This window comes from Burkholderia sp. Bp9099, from assembly GCF_003857805.1.
Lineage (GTDB): Bacteria > Pseudomonadota > Gammaproteobacteria > Burkholderiales > Burkholderiaceae > Burkholderia.
Window position 1 is genome coordinate 169,183 of the sequence record NZ_QTPU01000015.1, and the last position, 18,541, is coordinate 187,723.

The 18,541-nt window shown below is 65.2% G+C and carries 21 protein-coding genes; 12 read left to right on the plus strand and 9 right to left on the minus strand.

Going from position 1 to position 18,541, the window contains the following annotated elements; all coding sequences use genetic code 11:
- Positions 1–12: 12 nt before the first annotated feature.
- From DIE17_RS19505 to DIE17_RS19545, 9 genes are all read left to right on the plus strand, one after another.
- Positions 13–1,503: an NADH-quinone oxidoreductase subunit M gene (locus DIE17_RS19505; protein WP_044844658.1), complete on the plus strand. Its 1,491-nt coding sequence runs from the start codon at positions 13–15 to the stop codon at positions 1,501–1,503.
- A gap of 36 nt (positions 1,504–1,539) precedes the next feature.
- Positions 1,540–2,994: an NADH-quinone oxidoreductase subunit NuoN gene (gene nuoN / locus DIE17_RS19510; RefSeq protein ID WP_185500423.1), complete on the plus strand. Its 1,455-nt coding sequence runs from the start codon at positions 1,540–1,542 to the stop codon at positions 2,992–2,994.
- Entirely contained in the window at positions 2,994–3,290 is a 297-nt protein-coding gene (locus tag DIE17_RS19515; protein ID WP_044844656.1) for a DUF2818 family protein, read from the plus strand. The genes nuoN and DIE17_RS19515 overlap by 1 nt, the downstream gene beginning before the upstream one ends.
- A 36-nt stretch (positions 3,291–3,326) precedes the next feature.
- Positions 3,327–3,917: an NUDIX domain-containing protein gene (locus DIE17_RS19520; RefSeq protein WP_044844655.1), complete on the plus strand. Its 591-nt coding sequence runs from the start codon at positions 3,327–3,329 to the stop codon at positions 3,915–3,917.
- Positions 3,918–4,053: 136 nt separating this feature from the next.
- Positions 4,054–4,476, plus strand: coding sequence for a DUF1178 family protein (locus tag DIE17_RS19525; RefSeq protein WP_006756910.1), 423 nt, complete (start codon positions 4,054–4,056; stop codon positions 4,474–4,476).
- Positions 4,477–4,530: 54 nt separating this feature from the next.
- The gene (locus DIE17_RS19530; RefSeq protein WP_124522494.1) at positions 4,531–5,727 is read left to right on the plus strand and encodes an acyl-CoA dehydrogenase family protein; all 1,197 of its coding nucleotides are present in this window, start codon (positions 4,531–4,533) and stop codon (positions 5,725–5,727) included.
- A 19-nt stretch (positions 5,728–5,746) separates the two neighbouring features.
- Positions 5,747–6,880: an acyl-CoA dehydrogenase family protein gene (locus DIE17_RS19535; protein ID WP_124522496.1), complete on the plus strand. Its 1,134-nt coding sequence runs from the start codon at positions 5,747–5,749 to the stop codon at positions 6,878–6,880.
- A 34-nt stretch (positions 6,881–6,914) separates the two neighbouring features.
- Entirely contained in the window at positions 6,915–7,376 is a 462-nt protein-coding gene (locus tag DIE17_RS19540; protein WP_044844653.1) for a MaoC family dehydratase, read from the plus strand.
- The gene (locus tag DIE17_RS19545) at positions 7,373–7,849 is read left to right on the plus strand and encodes a MaoC family dehydratase (protein ID WP_124487235.1); all 477 of its coding nucleotides are present in this window, start codon (positions 7,373–7,375) and stop codon (positions 7,847–7,849) included. Before DIE17_RS19540 ends, DIE17_RS19545 begins: the two co-directional genes overlap by 4 nt.
- 51 nt (positions 7,850–7,900) lie before the next feature.
- Here DIE17_RS19545 and DIE17_RS19550 read toward each other — a convergent pair whose 3' ends face one another.
- Together DIE17_RS19550 and DIE17_RS19555 are read right to left on the minus strand one after the other, a co-directional pair.
- Positions 7,901–8,593, minus strand: a complete 693-nt coding sequence (locus DIE17_RS19550) for a glutathione binding-like protein (protein WP_124522498.1) — start codon at positions 8,591–8,593, stop codon at positions 7,901–7,903.
- Between the two features lie 174 nt (positions 8,594–8,767).
- Positions 8,768–9,559, minus strand: a complete 792-nt coding sequence (locus tag DIE17_RS19555; protein WP_124522500.1) for an oxepin-CoA hydrolase, alternative type — start codon at positions 9,557–9,559, stop codon at positions 8,768–8,770.
- Between the two features lie 211 nt (positions 9,560–9,770).
- Between DIE17_RS19555 and DIE17_RS19560 the strand changes: the two genes are divergently transcribed.
- Complete coding sequence (locus DIE17_RS19560; protein WP_124487238.1) at positions 9,771–10,427, plus strand: glutathione S-transferase; 657 nt, start codon at positions 9,771–9,773, stop codon at positions 10,425–10,427.
- A gap of 49 nt (positions 10,428–10,476) precedes the next feature.
- Here DIE17_RS19560 and DIE17_RS19565 read toward each other — a convergent pair whose 3' ends face one another.
- Together DIE17_RS19565 and DIE17_RS19570 are read right to left on the minus strand one after the other, a co-directional pair.
- Entirely contained in the window at positions 10,477–11,649 is a 1,173-nt protein-coding gene (locus DIE17_RS19565; RefSeq protein WP_124487239.1) for a pyridoxal phosphate-dependent aminotransferase, read from the minus strand.
- Positions 11,650–11,682: 33 nt separating this feature from the next.
- Positions 11,683–12,180 (minus strand): putative toxin-antitoxin system toxin component, PIN family, encoded by a 498-nt coding sequence (locus tag DIE17_RS19570; protein ID WP_124487240.1) that lies wholly within the window; start codon positions 12,178–12,180, stop codon positions 11,683–11,685.
- 57 nt (positions 12,181–12,237) lie between these two features.
- Here DIE17_RS19570 and yaaA point away from each other — a divergent pair, with 57 nt between their 5' ends.
- Together yaaA and DIE17_RS19580 are read left to right on the plus strand one after the other, a co-directional pair.
- Positions 12,238–13,020: a peroxide stress protein YaaA gene (yaaA, locus tag DIE17_RS19575; protein WP_059703381.1), complete on the plus strand. Its 783-nt coding sequence runs from the start codon at positions 12,238–12,240 to the stop codon at positions 13,018–13,020.
- 88 nt (positions 13,021–13,108) lie between these two features.
- Positions 13,109–14,263, plus strand: a complete 1,155-nt coding sequence (locus DIE17_RS19580; protein WP_124487242.1) for a M14-type cytosolic carboxypeptidase — start codon at positions 13,109–13,111, stop codon at positions 14,261–14,263.
- Positions 14,264–14,345: 82 nt separating this feature from the next.
- On the opposite strand, the gene DIE17_RS19585 is transcribed toward DIE17_RS19580, so the two are convergent.
- The 5 genes from DIE17_RS19585 to DIE17_RS37485 all read right to left on the minus strand — a co-directional run.
- A complete protein-coding gene (locus DIE17_RS19585) occupies positions 14,346–14,999 on the minus strand; it encodes a BspC domain-containing protein (protein ID WP_124522502.1) in 654 nt (217 codons plus the stop codon).
- A 136-nt stretch (positions 15,000–15,135) separates the two neighbouring features.
- Positions 15,136–15,810 (minus strand): energy-coupling factor ABC transporter permease, encoded by a 675-nt coding sequence (locus DIE17_RS19590; RefSeq protein ID WP_044844644.1) that lies wholly within the window; start codon positions 15,808–15,810, stop codon positions 15,136–15,138.
- Positions 15,811–15,885: 75 nt separating this feature from the next.
- A complete protein-coding gene (locus tag DIE17_RS19595; protein WP_044844643.1) occupies positions 15,886–16,722 on the minus strand; it encodes a response regulator transcription factor in 837 nt (278 codons plus the stop codon).
- Positions 16,723–16,931: 209 nt separating this feature from the next.
- Complete coding sequence (locus DIE17_RS19600) at positions 16,932–18,149, minus strand: DUF2863 family protein (RefSeq protein ID WP_044844642.1); 1,218 nt, start codon at positions 18,147–18,149, stop codon at positions 16,932–16,934.
- 158 nt (positions 18,150–18,307) lie between these two features.
- Positions 18,308–18,541 (minus strand): hypothetical protein (locus DIE17_RS37485; protein WP_185641000.1); only part of this gene is annotated, 234 nt, incomplete at its 5' end.

Here is an 18,541-nt window from a genome sequence, read left to right on the forward strand (position 1 = left end):
GGGACAAGAACAATGCACGCTTTTCCGATTCTCAGTACCGCGATCTGGTTGCCGATCGTTTTCGGCCTCCTGGTACTCGCGGTAGGTAACGACAAAAATCCGGGGACGGCCCGCTGGGTCGCGCTGATCGGCTCGCTGCTCGGTCTCGCGGTCACGGTCCCGCTGATCACGGGCTTCGACTCGAGCACGGCTGCGCTGCAGTTCGTCGAGCAGTCGACCTGGATCGAACGCTTCAAGATCTCGTACCACCTCGGCGTCGACGGCATCTCGATGTGGTTCGTCGTGCTGACCGCGCTGATCACGGTGATCGTCGTGATCGCCGCGTGGGAAGTGATCACCGAGAACGTCGCGCAGTACCTCGCGGCCTTCCTGATCCTGTCCGGGATCATGATCGGCGTGTTCTCGGCGGCTGACGGCCTGCTGTTCTACGTGTTCTTCGAGGCGACCCTGATCCCGATGTACATCATCATCGGCGTGTGGGGCGGCCCGAACCGCGTGTACGCGGCGTTCAAGTTCTTCCTGTACACGCTGGCCGGCTCGCTGCTGATGCTGGTCGCGCTGATCTACCTGTACACGCAGACGCATTCGTTCGACCTCGCGACGTGGCAGGGCGCCAAGATCGCGATGACGCCGCAGATCCTGCTGTTCATCGCCTTCTTCCTCGCGTTCGCGGTGAAGGTGCCGATGTGGCCGGTGCACACCTGGCTGCCGGACGCGCACGTGGAAGCGCCGACGGGCGGCTCGGTCGTGCTGGCGGCGATCATGCTGAAGCTCGGCGCATACGGTTTTCTGCGCTTCTCGCTGCCGATCACGCCTGACGCAAGCCACTTCCTGGCACCGGTCGTGATCACGCTGTCGCTGATCGCGGTGATCTACATCGGTCTCGTCGCGATGGTGCAGGCCGACATGAAGAAGCTGGTCGCGTATTCGTCGATCGCGCACATGGGCTTCGTCACGCTCGGCTTCTTCATCTTCAACCAGCTTGGCGTCGAAGGCGCGATCGTCCAGATGATCTCGCACGGCTTCGTGTCGGGCGCGATGTTCCTGTGCATCGGCGTGCTGTACGACCGCGTGCACTCGCGTCAGATCGCCGATTACGGCGGCGTCGTGAACGTGATGCCGAAGTTCGCGGCATTCGCGATGCTGTTCTCGATGGCCAACTGCGGCCTGCCGGGCACCTCGGGTTTCGTCGGCGAGTTCATGGTGATTCTCGCGGCCGTCCAGTACAACTTCTGGATCGCATTCGGCGCGGCATTCACGCTGATCCTCGGCGCGGCCTACACGCTGTGGATGTACAAGCGCGTGTACTTCGGCGCGGTCGCGAACGATCACGTTGCCAAGCTGAAAGACATCGGCCGTCGCGAATTCGTGATGCTGGCGGTGCTCGCCGCGTTCACGATGCTGATGGGCCTGTATCCGAAGCCTTTCACCGACGTGATGCACGTTTCCGTGGAAAACCTCCTCTCCCAAGTCGCGCAGTCGAAGCTGCCGCTGGCCCAGTAATCGCGAGCGGAGGAACTCAAGATCATGAACGCTCCTATGAATGTCCTGTTGCCTGACGCGCTGGTGATGGTCGCCATCGTCGTCGCATGGCTGAACGACACCTTTACCGGTGCCGCTGGCCGCCGCCTGACCTATCTGATCGCGGTGGTTTCGTCGGTCGTCGCCGGCGTGTGGTTCGCGGTGCAGGCGCTCGACCCGCAGCCGTACTACTTCTTCTCGCGGATGGTCGTCGTCGACTCGTTCGCGAGCATGATGAAGGCCGTCGTGTCGATCGGCTTCGCGGTCTCGCTCGTCTATTCGCGCAAGTACCTCGAAGACCGCGACATGTTCCGCGGCGACGTGTTCCTGCTGGGCATGTTCTCGCTGCTCGGTCAGCTGGTGATGGTGTCGGGCAACAACTTCCTGACGTTGTACCTCGGCCTCGAACTGATGTCGCTGTCGCTGTACGCGGTCATCGCGCTGCGCCGCGATGCCGCGCAGTCGAGCGAAGCCGCGATGAAGTACTACGTGCTGGGCGCGCTCGCGTCGGGCTTCGTGCTGTACGGCATCTCGATGCTCTACGGCGCGACCGGCTCGCTCGAGCTGGGCGAGGTGTACAAGGCGGTCGGCGGCAACACCGACGCGGCCGTGCTGATGTTCGGCGTGATCTTCATCGTCGCCGGTATCGCGTTCAAGCTCGGCGCCGTGCCGTTCCACATGTGGGTGCCGGACGTCTACCAGGGCGCACCGACCGCGATGACGCTGTTCGTCGGCGGCGGCCCGAAGGTTGCCGCGTTCGCGTGGGGCCTGCGTTTCCTGGTGATGGGCCTGCTGCCGCTCGCACAGAACTGGCAGACCGCGCTCGTGATCCTCGCCGCGCTGTCGCTGATCGTCGGTAACATCACCGGTATCGTCCAGCGCAACATCAAGCGGATGCTCGCGTATTCGGCGATCTCGAACATGGGCTTCGTGCTGCTCGGCCTGCTCGCCGGCATCGTGAAGGGCGACGCGGCCGCACCGGCGAACGCATACAGCTCGGCGATGTTCTACGCGATCGTCTACCTGATCACGACGCTCGGCTCGTTCGGCGTGGTGATGCTGCTCGCACGCCGCGATTTCGAAGCGGAAACGATCGACGACTTCAAGGGCCTCAACAAGCGCAGCCCGGTGTTCGCGTTCGTGATGATGGTCATGATGTTCTCGCTGGCAGGTATCCCGCCGACCGTCGGCTTCTACGCGAAGCTCGCGGTGCTCGAGGCGACCGTCAATGCGGGGCTCACGTGGCTGGCCGTGCTGGCCGTGATCACGTCGCTGTTCGGCGCGTTCTACTACCTGCGCATCGTCAAGCTGATGTACTTCGATGCACCGCAGGATACGACTCCGGTCACCGGCGATTTCTGCAAGCGCACGATCCTCGTGCTGAACGGCCTCGCGGTCGTCGTGCTCGGCCTGATCCCGAGCCCGCTGCTGACGGCCTGCCTGCAGGCGATTCGTCACACGCTGCCGCTGTAATGTCGGCAGCCGGCTGGTTCATCGTGCTGTTGGCGCTCGTTTGCGCCAACCTGCCGTTCCTGAACCAACGCCTCTTCGCCGTCGTGCCGATCGGTGCGACGAAGAAGAACGCGTGGGTTCGGATCGGCGAGCTGATCGTGCTGTATTTCGTCGTCGGCGCGCTCGGCTTCTGGCTCGAGTCGCGCGCCGGCAACCGCTTCGAACAGGGCTGGCAGTTTTACGCGATCACGTTCAGTCTCTTTGTCGTGTTCGCGTTCCCCGGCTTCACGTTCCAGTATCTCGTCAAACGACGCTGACGGCTTCGGCCGTCGCGCTCATTCTTGGAGCCGCCGATGGCCGAACTACCCAATCACGACGCCGCGCTGACCGAAACCTGCCTCGAGAGCGAGGCGATTTTCGAAGGCTCGTTCCTCAAGCTGAAGCGCGATACCGTCCGTCTGCCGGACGGCAAGCAGGCCACGCGCGAATACGTCCAGCACCCGGGCGCGGTGATGGTGATCCCGCTGTTCGACGACGGCCGCGTGCTGATGGAAAGCCAGTACCGCTATCCGATCGGCAAGGTCATGGCCGAATTCCCGGCCGGCAAGCTGGATCCGAACGAAGGCGCGCTCGCCTGCGCGGTGCGCGAACTGCGCGAGGAAACCGGCTACACGGCACGCGAATACGTGTTCCTGGCCCGTATTCACCCGATCATTTCCTATTCGACCGAATTCATCGACCTGTATCTCGCGCGCGGCCTGACTGCCGGCGAGCGCAAGCTCGACGAAGGCGAATTCCTCGAAACCTTCACGGCGACGCTGCCCGACCTGCAGGAGTGGGTGCGCACGGGCCAGATCACCGACGTGAAGACGATCATCGGCACGATGTGGCTCGACAAGGTGCTGTCCGGCGCCTGGCCGCTGGGTCCGGTCGAGCAGCCCTGACGACGCGTCAGCGGCGGGTGGGGCGCCGCGTTACAATTGGGTGACGCGGTTGCTGGCCGGCCGCGCGATCCTGGTTTAGCACGATCGTTCACAAAAGCGCGTTTTGCGCTACACTCGTCACACGCCCTGATTCAGCATGAAGGTCCTCGATTTACAGTGCCCGCACGGCCATCGGTTCGAAGGCTGGTTCGCTTCCGCCGATGAGTTCGAAGCGCAGTTGTCCCGCAAGCTGGTCGAATGTCCGGTATGCGGGACGACCGAGATCAACCGGATGCCGTCGGCGCCTCGCCTGAACCTGTCGGGCGCGACGCAGGCACAGCCGGCCGATCCGCGTGCGCTGCAGGCGCAGGTGATGCGCGCGCTGCGCGAGGTGCTGGAGAAGACCGAGAACGTGGGCGAGCGCTTCGCCGAGGAAGCGCGGCGCATCCATTACAACGAGGCGCCGGCACGCAGCATTCGTGGCGTCACGACGCCGGAGGATGCGCAATCCTTGGCCGAAGAAGGCATCGACGTGATGCCGCTGCCGATTCCTGCCGCGCTGAAAGAACCGCTGCAATGACGTATGCAGTGTGTCCTTGGCGGCCCGGACGGCCGCGGCCAGGAGACACTGCGCATGGATCTGGATTATTCCCCCGCCGACGACGCGTTCCGCGTGGACGTCCGCGCCTGGCTCGAGGCCAATCTGCCTCACGCACTGCGCGCCAAGGTACTCGATCACAAACGACTCGACCGCGAGGATTTCGCGAGCTGGCACCGGATTCTCGGCCAGCGCGGCTGGTCCGCGCCCGCATGGCCGGCCGAATACGGCGGCCCGGACTGGAACGCGACGCAGCGGCACATCTGGGATGAGGAGTGCGCACGCATCGGCGCGCCGACCGTACTGCCGTTCGGCGTGTCGATGGTCGCGCCGGTGCTGATGAAATACGGCAGCGAAGCGCAGAAGCGCCATTATCTGCCGCGCATTCTCGACGGCACCGACTGGTGGTGCCAGGGCTACTCGGAGCCGGGCTCCGGATCGGATCTCGCATCGCTGCGCACGCGCGCCGAACGCCACGGCGATCACTACGTCGTCAACGGCCAGAAGACCTGGACGACACTCGGCCAGTACGCGGACATGATGTTCTGTCTCGTGCGCACCGATCCGGCGGCGAAGAAGCAGGAGGGCATCTCGTTCCTGCTGATCGACATGAAGACACCCGGCATCACCGTGCGTCCGATCATCACGCTCGACGAGGATCACGAAGTCAACGAGGTGTTCTTCGAGGACGTGAAGGTGCCCGTCGAGAATCTCGTCGGCGATGAAAACCGCGGCTGGACCTACGCGAAATACCTGTTGGGCCACGAGCGCACCGGCATTGCACGCGTCGGCGCGTCGAAGCGCGAGCTCGCATTCCTGAAGCGCGTGGCGTCGAACCAGCGCAAGAACGGCAAGCCGTTGCTCGCCGATCCCGTGTTTGCCGCGAAGATCGCGGCGCTCGAGGTCGAGCTGATGGCGCTCGAGGTGACGGTGCTGCGCGTCGTGAGCCGCGAGACGAGCGGCAAGGGGCCGGGCCCCGAGGCATCGATGCTGAAGATCAAGGGCACCGAGGTGCAGCAGGCGCTCACCGAGCTGATGTTCGAGGCGATCGGGCCGCTCGCCGCGCCATTCGATGTCCCGTTCCTCGAGGGCGAGCGCGAACACAGCAGCGCGGGCGACGACGATGCGGCGCCGCTCGCCGCGTACTACTTCAATTACCGGAAGACTTCGATCTACGGTGGTTCGAACGAGATTCAGAAGAACATCATCGCGCAGATGATCCTGGGGCTGTGATCAGGGAACGGAGACAACCATGGATTTCAGCTTTACCGACGAGCAGCAACAGTTCGCCGACGCGCTGCGCCGTTATCTCGGCGAGCAATACGGTTTCGACGCGCGCCAGGCCATCGTGCGCAGCGAGGCGGGCGTGTCGGATGCACAATGGAGCGCATTCGCGGAGCTGGGCCTGACCGCGCTGCCCGTGCCCGACGCACATGGCGGATTCGGCGGCGGCCCGGTCGACATGCTGGTCGCGATGCAGGAGCTCGGCCGAGCACTCGTGGTCGAGCCGTACTGGGCGACCGCGGTCGGTATCGAGGCGCTGCGCATCGCCGGGTCCGGCACGGGCGACGATGCCGCGCTGCTGGAAGCGGTCGCACAAGGGCAGAAGCGCGTTGCCGTTGCATTCCACGAACCGCGGGCGCGCTACGACCTGTACGAACTCGAAACGCATGCGCGCGAGCATGGCGGCACGTCCCGGCTGACCGGCATCAAGTCGATCGTTCAGCACGGCGCACAGGCCCATGTGTGGATCGTGCCCGCGCGCGTCGACGGCGGCGGAATCGGCCTGTTCGTCGTCGATCGCGATGCCGCGGGCGTGCAGCTCGTCGACTACCGGACGATCGACGGCCAGCGCGCCGCGACGATCGAGTTCAAGGAAACGCCCGCACGGCAGTTGACGGGCGGCGCACGCGATGCGGCCGCACTCGAGCAGATTGCCGATTACGCGACCTTCCTGCTCTGCGCGGAAGCGGTCGGCGCACTCGACGAACTGAACCGCGCGACGGTCGAATACACGAAGACGCGCGAACAGTTCGGCGTGCCGATCGCGCGCTTCCAGGCGCTGCAGCACCGGATGGTCGACATGCTGATTCACGCCGAGCAGGCGCGTTCGCTGACCTACCTGGCCGCCGTGCGTTACGCGGGCGGCGACGCCGACGCGCGGCGCAAGGCGGTGTCGGCCGCGAAGGCGCGGGTCGGCGCGGCCGCGCGCTTCGTCGGCCAGCAGGCCGTGCAACTGCACGGCGGCATGGGCGTGACCAACGAGGTCGCCGCCGCACACCTGTTCAAGCGGCTGTCGATCATCGAGACGACCCTCGGCGACACCGATCATCACCTTGCGCGCATCGCGGCCCTGCCGGATTTCGCGCAGACCGACGCGGCATGACGGCGACGCGCGAGCGCGCTACAGGAGATAGACAGTGGGTATCAGTTACGAAGATCTGGAAGTCGGCAGTACGACCGAAATCGGCCGCTATACGTTCGAACCGGACGACATCAAGGCGTTCGCGCAACGCTACGATCCGCAGCCGTTCCACCTCGACGAGGAAGCCGGCAAGGCCTCGCCGTTCGGTGGACTGGTCGCGAGCGGCTGGCATACGTGTTCGGTGTTCATGAGCCTGCTCATCAAGAAGCTCGGGCCGGATTCGACCAGCATGGGCTCGCCCGGCATCGATTCGATCCGCTGGCTCAAGCCCGTGCGTGCCGGCGACACGATCACGATGTACCAGAAGGTCCACGACAAGCGCGTGTCGGCGAGCAAGCCCGATCGCGGCATCGTGTCGACGGAGTGGATCGGCCTCAACGGTGCCGGCGACACGGTGATCACCGTGCATACCAAGGTGATCTTCGGGCTGCGCCATCCGCAAGGAGCGGGTGCATGACGGACGTGACATTGCCGCTGATCGCGTCGACGCAAGCGCTGCTCGAGCGGGTCGGCGCGGAACCGCTCGCGAGCGGCTGGGTCGAGATCGACCAGCGCCGGGTCGACGGGTTCGCCGACGCGACCGGCGATCACCAGTGGATTCACGTCGATCCCGAGCGTGCGCGGCGCGAGTCGCCGTTCGGCGGCCCGATCGCGCACGGCTTCCTGACGCTGTCGCTGATTCCCGCGCTGATGACCGATGCGATGCGCTTCGAGCAGAAGATGGGCGTGAACTACGGACTGAACCGCGTGCGGTTCCTGAAGCCGGTGCCGGTCGGCGCGCGCGTGCGCGCGCTGTTCGCGGTGAAGGAGGCCGCGCAGGCCGCGCGGGGCGGCGTGCAGGTGACGTGGTCGGTGTCGATGCAGGTCGAGCGTCCGGATGCGCCGTTGCTCGTTTGTTCGGCGGAATTCATTACGCTGCACTACTTCTGATGCGCGCGGCGGCAGCGACGGATGCCGCTGCGTCGCAGGGCGCGCGGTGCTTCAGTGCTTCGCGTATTGCGTCGCGCCGAACAGCATCTCGCGTGCCTTGTCGTCCTGCAGCGGCTTGCGCAGCGACGCGAGTACTTCGACGCCGCGCTGCACGGCGGCACGCGCGGCAATGGCTTCATGCCAGCGCTTCACGTTCGGCAGTTCGTCGAGCACGATGCCCTGGTTTTGCCACGAACGCGTCCACGGGAACGTCGCAATGTCCGCGATCGTGTACGTGTCGCCCGCGAGATAGGCGGATTCGCCGAGGCGCTTTTCCATCACGTTGTACAGGCGCTTCGCTTCGTTCGTGTAGCGATTGACCGCGTACGCGATCTTCTCCGGCGCATACAGCCGGAAGTGATGCGCCTGGCCGAGCATCGGGCCGACGCCGCCCATCTGGAACATCAGCCATTCGAGCGTCGCGTAGCGTGCGGCTGGCTCGGTCGGCAGGAACTTGCCGGTCTTTTCCGCCAGGTAAATGAGGATCGCGCCGGATTCGAACAGCGAGATCGGCTTGCCGCCGGGGCCGTCCGCGTCGACGATCGCGGGGATCTTGTTGTTCGGGCTGATCTTCAGGAATTCGGGCTCGAACTGGTCGCCCGCACCGATATCGACCGGATGCGCACGATACGCGAGGCCTGTTTCCTCGAGCATGATGTGTACCTTGTGGCCGTTCGGGGTCGCCCAGCTGTAGACGTCGATCATCGTCAACTCCTTTATTGCATGCGCGAAAACGGCGCCGACAGGGCGCCGCGACAGGCGGTCATTAGAGCATGGATCGATGCGGGCTGCAGGCGACGGCAACGTGCGGCCACGCGCCTGCGCGCGCGTGTCGCCGAGGCGGCGGAACCGGCGTTCGAGCGGTGGCCGCGCGCCGGATCAGCGCTTGTAGCGCGGCTGGCGTTTCTCGAGAAATGCGGTAATGCCTTCGAACGCGTCCGCGTGATGCAGTGACGCGACGAAGTGATCGCGCTCGGTGCCGAGGTGCGCATCGAGCGGCTGCGCGGTCGCATCGTCGAGCAATGACTTGATGCGTGTCAGCGCGTTCGGCGAGATGCCGGCAAGCGAGTCGGCCCACGCGAGCGCGTCGGACAGCGCGGCACCGGGCGCGGCGAGCCGGTTGACGACGCCGAGCGCATGCAGGCGTTCGGCCGCGACAGGCTTGCCCTCGAACAGGATTTCGGCGGCGAGCGCACGCGGCAGCGCACGTGCGAGGAACCACGAGCCGCCGCCGTCGGGCGTGAGGCCGACGCGTGCGTACGACATCACGAACTTCGCATCGTGCGCGGCAACGATCAGGTCGCACGCGAGCGCGAGCGAGAAGCCCGCGCCGGCCGCGGCGCCTTCGACGGCCGCGATCACGGGCTTCGTCGTTGCGCGCAGCGCCGTGATCCACGCGCCGAGCTGATCGATGCTGTCGGCCTGGTAGGACGGATCCTTCGAGCGGTTGTCGAGCAGCCGGTTCAGGTTGCCACCCGCGCAAAAGAAGCGATCGGCCCCCGTGAGCACGACCGCGCGAATCGCGGGATCGCGCTCGGCGGTGGCGAGCGCTTCGACGCCGGCCGCATACATGTCGGGATGCAGCGCGTTGCGCGCGCCGGGATTGGACAGCGTGAGGACGAGCGTCGATTCGCTTTCGGGCGGACGCGAGGCCAGCAGTTCAGCACTCATGCGAGTGTGTCTCCATCGAATGGCGGGGTTGCGGCGCCGCATGTTGCGCGGGCTTGCGCGCCTACCCGTGAGGGTGATGCCGCAGCGGATGTATCGTTGTCTTGACGGACGCGAAACTGCTTTAGACTAGCACGAACGTGCTTTTCAGCGCGACGCATCCCGATGCGGCCGGCATCACTGCGGCCGCGCCTCAGCAACGAAGGAGACTCCGATGCTACAGCTGTGCGGTATTCCGTTGTCCAACTATTACAACAAGGTGAAGTTCGTCCTGCTCGAGCATGGCATCCCGTTCGAGGAATCGGCATGCGGTCTGCCGATCAACGATCCGGCACTGCTTGCCGATTCGCCGCTCGGCAAGATTCCGTTCCTGAAGACGGAAGAGGGCGCGCTGTTCGAGTCGCAGGTGATCATCGAGTATCTGGCCGCGCGTTTTCCCGACAAGGCCATTTTCCCGGCCGGGCCGTTCGCGGCCGCGAAGGTGCGCGAACTCGTCGAGACGCTCGAGCTGTATCTCGAATGGACCGCGCGCGAGGTCTATACGGAAGCGTTTTTCGGCGGCAAGGTCAGCGACGGGATGAAGGCGCACGTCGAGAAGCGCCTGCCGCGCGCGATCGATGCGTTCAAGCGGATGACGCAGTTCTCGCCGTACGTGCTCGGTGACACGTTCAGTCTTGCGGACATTGCCGCAGCGATCCACCTGCCGGTGATCGGGATGGCGACGAAGGCCGTCTTCGGCCGCGATTTCCTGCTCGACGCCGGCATCGACTGGAAGGCGCACGCTAAGCTGGTCGGCGAGCGGCCGGCCGCGCAGCGCGTGGCGGCCGATCGCAAGGCCTACGTCGAGGCGGCGAGCGCCGCGCGTTCGTAAGCGCGGTGCGGGCGCGATGTCGTGCCGCGCCCGGCTGCCGAGGCAAGCCTTACAGGCGCGCGAGCCGTTCGAGTGCGGATGCGAGCGTGCCTTCCTGCTTTGCAAAGCAGAAGCGCACGACGCCCGACTCGTGCGGCTCGTGGTAGAACGCCGACACCGGAATCGCCGCCACGCCGATTTCCGATGTGAGCCACTTCGAGAATTCCGCTTCGGGCAGATCGCTGATCGCCGAATAGTCGACGCACTGGAAGTACGTGCCGGTGCACGGCAGCAGCTTGAAGCGCGTGCGCTCGAGGCCGGCGCGGAAGAAGTCGCGCTTCTTCTGGTAGAAGCCGGCCAGCGTCAGGTACGGTGCCGGATCGCGCAGGTAGTCGGCGAGCCCGATCTGCATCGGCGTGTTCACCGTGAACACGTTGAACTGATGGACCTTGCGGAACTCCGCGGTCAGCGCGGCAGGCGCCGCGACGTAGCCGACCTTCCAGCCCGTCACGTGGTAGGTCTTCCCGAAGCTCGACACGATGAAGCTGCGCGCGGCCAGGTCCGGGTAGCGCGCGACGCTCTCGTGCCGCGCGCCGTCGTAGACCATGTGTTCGTACACTTCGTCCGACAGGATCAGCACGTTGGTGCCGCGCACGATCTCCTCGAGCCTGCGCATGTCGGCCTCGCGCCACACGGTGCCGGTCGGGTTGTGCGGCGTGTTGATCATGATCATCCGCGTCTTCGGCGTGATCGCGGCGGCCAGGCGATCGAACGGGATCGCATAGTCGGGCGCTTCCAGCGTGACGAACACGGGTTTGCCGCCGGCCAGTTCGATCGAAGGCAGATAGCTGTCGTAGGTCGGTTCGACGACGATCACTTCGTCGCCGGGATGCACCGCGCACAGGATCGCCGTCAGCAGGGCCTGCGTCGCGCCGGCCGTGACCGTGATCTCGGTGGCCGGATCGTAGCGGCGGCCGTAGACCTGCGCGATCTTGTCGGCGATCGCATCGCGCAACGGCGCGACGCCGGCCATCGGCGGATACTGGTTGTGACCGTTGCGCATCGCGGCCGCGACCGCGTCGACGATGCGCGGGTCGCAGTCGAAATCCGGGAAGCCCTGGCCGAGGTTCACGGCGCCTTTCTCGGCGGCGAGCGCGCTCATCACCGTGAAGATCGTCGTGCCGACGTTCGGCAGGCGCGAGGGGAAAACGGGAGTCGTAGGCATGTCGGTAGGAGCGTTCATCGATACGGTCGCAAGCGGGTGGCGCCGGGCTCGTCAGGCCGGCGTGGTGGTGGGGGCCGACGCGGCATCGAGCGCGCAGGCTTCGGTAAATGGCGCGGGCTGCGCGATCCGGAAGCCGAAGTCGCGTGCGGTGCGCTTCGCGAGCTTGAGCAGCGCACGGTCCTTCGACACGAGCCAGTCGGCCTGCGCGGCGCGCGCGAGCTCGAGAAACTTCTGATCGTCGCGGTCCTTGCACTTCGGCAGCGGCGGCGCGTCGGCGTCGACGGGCGGCGGCTCGACGAGGCGCGTCAGGCGGGCGACGGTCGCGAGCGCTTCGGCCTTGTCGATCGCGCGCGCCTGGAACTGCGGATAGTCGAGCACGAGCTCGAGTTCGTTCAGGCAGCGGCCGTCGATCACGGCGGCCAGCGTGCCGCGTTCGAGCGCAGCCCGGATCGGGCGGGTGGCCGGGTCGTCGAATACGAGTATGTCGATCCAGACGTTCGAGTCGAGCACGACGCGATGTGCGGCATGCGGGGCGAGGGAGCGGGTCATTCGTTACAATCGGTGGTTTTCGTCTGACCGCAAGGCACGGCGTGCCAGCGAGCCTCTATGATAATCGTTCTCTCCCCAGCCAAATCCCTCGACTACGATACGCCCGCCCACGTCCCGTCTTACACGAAGCCTGCATTCGTCGACGATGCGTCGGAACTGATCGACGGCCTGCGCAAGCTGTCGCCGCAGGATATCTCGACGCTGATGGACATCTCCGATCCGCTCGCGCGGCTGAACTTCCAGCGCTACGCGGACTGGTCGCCGACCTTCACGACGGCCAATGCGAAGCAGGCGGTGCTCGCGTTCAACGGCGACGTGTACGAAGGGTTCGATGCCAAATCGCTGTCGGCCGCCGATCTCGACTATGCGCAGCAGCATGTGCGCGTGCTGTCGGGCCTGTACGGGCTGCTGCGCCCGCTCGACCTGCTGCAGCCGTACCGGCTCGAGATGGGCACGCGTTTCGCGAACGCGCGCGGCAAGGATCTGTATGCGTTCTGGGGCGACCGCATCACGCGGGCACTGAACGAGCAGCTCGAGACGCGCAGCGGCGCGGCACGTGTGCTGGTCAACTGCGCGTCGACCGAGTACTTCAAGTCGGTCAAGCCGAAACTGCTGGCCGCGCCGATCGTCACGCCGGTGTTCGAGGACTGGAAGGGCGGCCGCTACAAGATCATCAGCTTCCATGCGAAACGCGCCCGTGGCCTGATGGCGCGCTATATCGTCGAGAACCGCATCTCCGAGCCGGCCGCGCTGAAGGATTTCGCGGTGGAAGACTACGCGTTCGATGCCGCTGCGTCGAACGATTCGACTTACGTATATCGCCGGCGAATCGGCGAGTGACCGAGCCGGCCGTTCACGAGACGGCCGGTGCATGCATGAGGCCGGACACGTGGCAGACCGCCCGCTCCGGTCGCAATTGGAGAGACAGATGACCCTTTCGATCACCAGCAATTTCGACGCAGGCGCCGTCGACGTCGTGTCGTGCGATAGCCCGGACGCGATCCGGCTGCGCATACGTGGCGACAACCGCTCGGAATTCGCGCAATGGTTCTACTTTCGCCTGACGGGCGCGCGCGGCGAGCGGTGCGTGATGTCGTTCGAGAATGCAGCCGAATGCGCGTATCCGTCGGGATGGCGCAACTACAGTGCAGTCGCGAGCTACGACCGGGTCGACTGGTTCCGCGTGCCGACGACATTCGACGGCAAGACGATGACCATCGACCATGCGCCCGAGTTCGACAGCATCTACTACGCGTATTTCGAGCCGTACTCGGAAGAGCGCCATGCGGCGTTCCTCGGCGCGGTTCAGCAATTGCCGCAGGCGAGCGTCGTCGAACTCGGCCGCACGGTCGAAGGCCGTCCGATGTCGCTGCTGACGCTCGGTACGCCGGAAGTCGACGGGGCACCGAAGAAGAAGGTATGGATCATCGCGCGCCAGCACCCGGGCGAGACGATGGCCGAGTGGTTCGTCGAAGGGCTCGTCAAGCGGCTGGCCGGATGGGGCGACTGGGCGGGCGATCCGGTGGCGCGCAAGCTGTACGACCGCGCGACGTTCTACATCGTCCCGAACATGAATCCGGACGGCAGCGTGCACGGCAACTTGCGCACCAACGCGGCGGGTGCGAACCTGAATCGCGAGTGGATGGAGCCCGATGCCGAGCGCAGCCCCGAAGTGCTGGCCGTGCGCGATGCGATCCATGCGATCGGCTGCGACATGTTCTTCGACATTCACGGCGACGAAGATCTGCCGTACGTGTTCGTTGCGGGTTCGGAGATGCTGCCGAGCTTTACCGAGCAGCAGGGCAGGGAGCAGACCGCGTTCATCGAAGCGTTCAAGGTCGCAAGCCCGGATTTCCAGACCGAGCACGGCTATGCGGCGAGCAAGTACAAGGAAGACGCGCTCAAGCTCGCGTCGAAGTACATCGGCCATCAGTTCGGCTGCCTGTCGCTGACGCTCGAGATGCCGTTCAAGGACAACGCGAACTTGCCCGACGAGCGGGTCGGCTGGAATGGCGAACGGAGCGCGGCGCTTGGCGCTGCAATGCTGGCGGCAATCCTGGTGCACGTCGAGACGTTCGCGTAAGCGCATCGTCGTCGATATGAAAAAGCCGGCGCATCGCATGATGTGCCGGCTTTTTGGCTTCTGTCGTTGCCGCTCCGCCGTATCAGGACTTCTTCGCGGTTTTCTTCTTCACGACATTCTTCTGGCCGCTGGATTTTTTCGTTGCGACGGCTTTCTTGCCGGTGCGGCCGGATGCCTTGGCCTTCACCTTGCCGCGGTGTGACTTGCCGTTGAACTTCTTCGTCGACGACGACGGACGCTCGACGCGCGGCTTCAGCGGCGGCACGGGATCGTTCCAGCTGAACGCAAGCATTTGCTGACCGACGTAGCCGCAGCGGAATTTCAGCGGTGTCGGGTCGCTGCCGTCGCTGTGGACGCCGAGGCCATCCACGGTAACGATGTTGTCGACCTTCACGCGCTGCTTGCCCTGATCGAACGAATCGTTCCACGGCGTGATCGTCGCCTTGCCGTTTTCGAACGCGTTCGGCGCGAAGTCGACGCGATCGAAGGCCGACGACGTGCTGGCGATGAAGCTGCCGTGCGCCGCACAATCGGCGACGATCGGATCGGCGTGCATCTCGTTGACGAATTTGTTGATCAGTTCGGAGCGCTGGTCGAGGAGGTCGGCGAATACCGGTGCCGGAAGCGCAAGCGACAGGCCCGCGACACAGGCCGCCAGCTTGCCGAGCGCCCGGAAAATCCGGAGCGAGGCAGGTGAGCTGTCCATCTGGTTATTGGTGAGGAGCAAATGAGGCATCGGGCACGTATAGATGCCCGATGAAGATCAGGAGTTCAATCTTAGCGTAAAAAAGTTGTGCGGCAGTAGGCGTTGCACTCTCCCGCGCTGCGCAAACGGATCGCCGCGCGCACCGCTCGCATCGGGGCCGGCGCGTTCAGGCGCGCGGGCCGCCGAGGCGATAGCGCCGAACGTCGAACGTCGTGACCCACGCCGGACGATAGACAGCGATGAGCGCGGTGGCCATGCCGGTGAACCACGCTTCGCCGAGCGCGAGCAGCGCGGTGTTCAGCAGATAGCCGGCGGGAATCACGACGGGCACGCCGTCCGCGAGCGCGAGCTGGACACCGGCCGCGGCCGCGGCGACCGAGACGATCGCGATGGCCGGTGACAGGAACCCCTGGCCGATGATGAACGATGCGAGGTTGTGCGGGAGCCACGCGATCGCGGCGCGTTGCAGCAACGCGGACACGGCGACCGGTAGCGCGCCGTAGATCAGATAGGTGAGACCGATGCCTTGCCACGGCGCATCGAAGACGATCGCGGCGACGGCCGTGACGGCACCCATCGCGATCAGCGCAAGCGTCCAGTCGAACAGCGTGACGAGCAGCGTCGCGCCGAGCAGGTGCATGACGATGCCATCTTCGAGCCACGCATTCGAGGCCCACAGCACCGTGATCGCAGTGACGAGCGCGAGCCACACGTGCTGGAGCGTTGCGTCCTGCAGCCGGACGAAGGGACGATTCCAGAGCGCGAGCACGAGCAGCGCCACGGCGGCGATCCAGCCACCGATGCCAACCCAGAGCGGAAGCGGTGTGAAAAGAAAACCCATGGGTCCATATTACTCGTTGAGCATCAAAGGTGGGAATCCGCACATGTCGACCGTCGCAATATCGAGACTGTCCGATCAGCGGTCGCGCCGAAACCGCGCCCGCGGTTCGGCCGCGAGCGGCAGGTCGCGAGTGCTGGTGTCCGCGGCAGGCAGCGGGTATGGACGGTCGTTCCGTTGCTTGCGCAGGGGGACCGGGCCGCGTTCGCCGATGACGGGCTTGCTTGCACGATCGCGGTTCGCCAGCAGCACCTCGAGATGGGGCGACAGCCAGCCGTTGTAGATCGCGACTGCGGCAGCGCGGTTTGCCGCGCCCAGCTGCTGGAAGATGCTGGCGAGGTGGATCTTCACGGTGCCTTCGCTGATGCCGAGCGTGCGGGCGATCATCTTGTTGGTGCTGCCCATATGGACGAAGCGCATGATCTGCGCCTGTCTAGGCGACAGGAGGCTGCTTGGCGGGCGGCGCGGCAGCGATCCGGCGAGCGTCTGGAAATGGGCATCGTGACGCGCCGCGGCGGCGGAAGGCAGCAGGCTGAGCGCGATCGGCGGGATGTAATGGCCGCCCAGCAGAACCATTTCGAGCGCCCGCACGATCAGGTGCGGCCGTGTGGAGTGCGGGATCACGCCCGCGACGCCGTAGTTGTAGAAGCGCTGGATGGCCTCCGGCGTGGATTCGTCGATCAGCACCGCGGCGGGCGTCGGCGAGCAGGCGCTGCAGAGCGCCTGGAGTTCGCTGTGCCGCCCGACGTCCAGCCAGTCGATGGCAACGAGGTCGAAACGCTGGGTGCGCAGCAGCCGGCGCGCCTGGAAACCATCGGGTGCATCGTTGATGCGGGCGTGACGGTCGATCTGCCGCAGCAGGGCTTTCAGTCCGTCACGCCGTTCGGCGTCTGAGTTAAGCACCAGGAACCGCATATTCAACCTCCGTAAGGTGAGTCATTGAGCTGCCGTCGGCATGGGGTGGCTCCGATAATGACAAAAACCTTACACGATGTCTGCTTGGCTGAAAGGATTAGGAAAAGTCTGAAATTTCGCGTGAGGGAAATGCGGACGAAAAAAAAGCCGCTCCGGCAGGAACCGGGAGCGGCTTCGTTGGGCAGGCTCAGCGGGCCTGCCTTGCACGATCAGTGAAAGTGCGGCTGGGCGGGCGATGCGTCTTCCGGCATTTCCGCGTGGACGATCTCGCCGAGCGGATCCGCATAGAGCGGCACGCCGCAGTCGTCGCAGTACTCGGGCTCGAAGCGGCCTGCGTGCCGGCGGACGTCGGTTACGCCGCATTCCTTCAACAGACTCACGATCTCCTCGAGCGGCCCTTCGATCGGGGCTTCGCCTTCCAGCGTCGCGCTGTCGATCGACACGTCGCCGTTCTCGCGACCGTACAGCGGCCACACGACGCCATAGATCACGTCGTTGCTGGCACGTCGCGTGAAGCCGACGCGATACTCGTCGATCCGGCGCTCGCCGAAGCCCGCGACCACCGCGCGCAGCTCTTGCGGTGCCGCACCAAGTGTGTCGAAAAGATAACGGATGGCCGTTCGGACCGTGTGCGGACGGATGCGCTCGTCCGCATCGCGGCAGGCCGAGTAGTACGCGTCCGGAAGCAGGCATTCGAACTCGCAGCCGGGCAGGGCAGCCGACAGGTTCGGGCCGCCCTGGGCAGTCCATTGCTCGAGACACTGGCCGCGTTCGATCCGGTTGCCGTGTTCTTCCTCCTGCCAGCGAAACAGCGGTGCGCCGGCCGGCGCGGCGACGACGGCGAGCAGGAAGCGTGGGTCGGCCAGGATCGGTGAGGTTTCGGGCAGGTCGCCGAAGCTGAGCTTGGCTGCGTGCTGGCCGAGCGCCGCGTGTGCGAGCTGCTGGGCGAGCCGATAGGTCTCGACGTGGTGACGCGGCAACTGGTCGATGCTGTACAGGAACGGGGCCAGCCCGACGAGCGTGCCGGTGGCGAGCACGTGCGCCTGCAGGTGCGTGCGCAGTGCGTCGGCGACGTCGCCTTTCAGCGGGCCCGACGGAATCATGTAGCGCGTCCAGGCGAGAACGGGAACGGCGACCAGCAGCGCATCGTACGGCTGGCCGTCGTGTTCGATCACCATCGATTCGCTATGCGTCTCGGCCATGTCGGCGAGCGCGCCATAGGCGTCGGGATGGTTCTGCTGCAGATGGTCGAGTGCTGCGTCGAGCGTGGTCTGGTTGCCGTTGCGAACAATCTTGGCAAGCAGCGCATCGAGCTTCGCTTCCCAGAAGCGATCCTCGATGCGACTGCCCGAGGCGAAGAGCGCAAGCGACAGGCCGACCAGTTTGTCGGCGTCGGGGGGGAGGCGTTTGGCGATTCGCTGGCGCATATTAAATACGTATAGAAAGAGGCGAAGAACCTCACATTCTAGTCCGTTCTTTGCGCCATAAGCGGTCTCGTGCTCCGGCATGGCCGGAAGGCCGAATCGGCGGGGATGAAAGAAAAATCCATCGAACCCCTTGCGCGATTGCCGGCGGGTGCTTAGAATCACGCCTCTTTCGCGCTAACGGAAACGCAGCGCGGGGGAAGAAGGGAAGCGGTGCTGTCGGGCGGGTCGTAGCGGCCTCGGCGGTGCAGGAAGTTGACCCCCAGTCGTCGCAACGAAGCAGTTAAAAAGTTGTTGACGAACTGAAAAAGACGGTTCATAATCTCGCTTCTCTGCTGCTGAAAACGCAGCGCTGCTGAGAAAGCCTCCGGGTCCTCGCAGAAATGCTCTTTAAA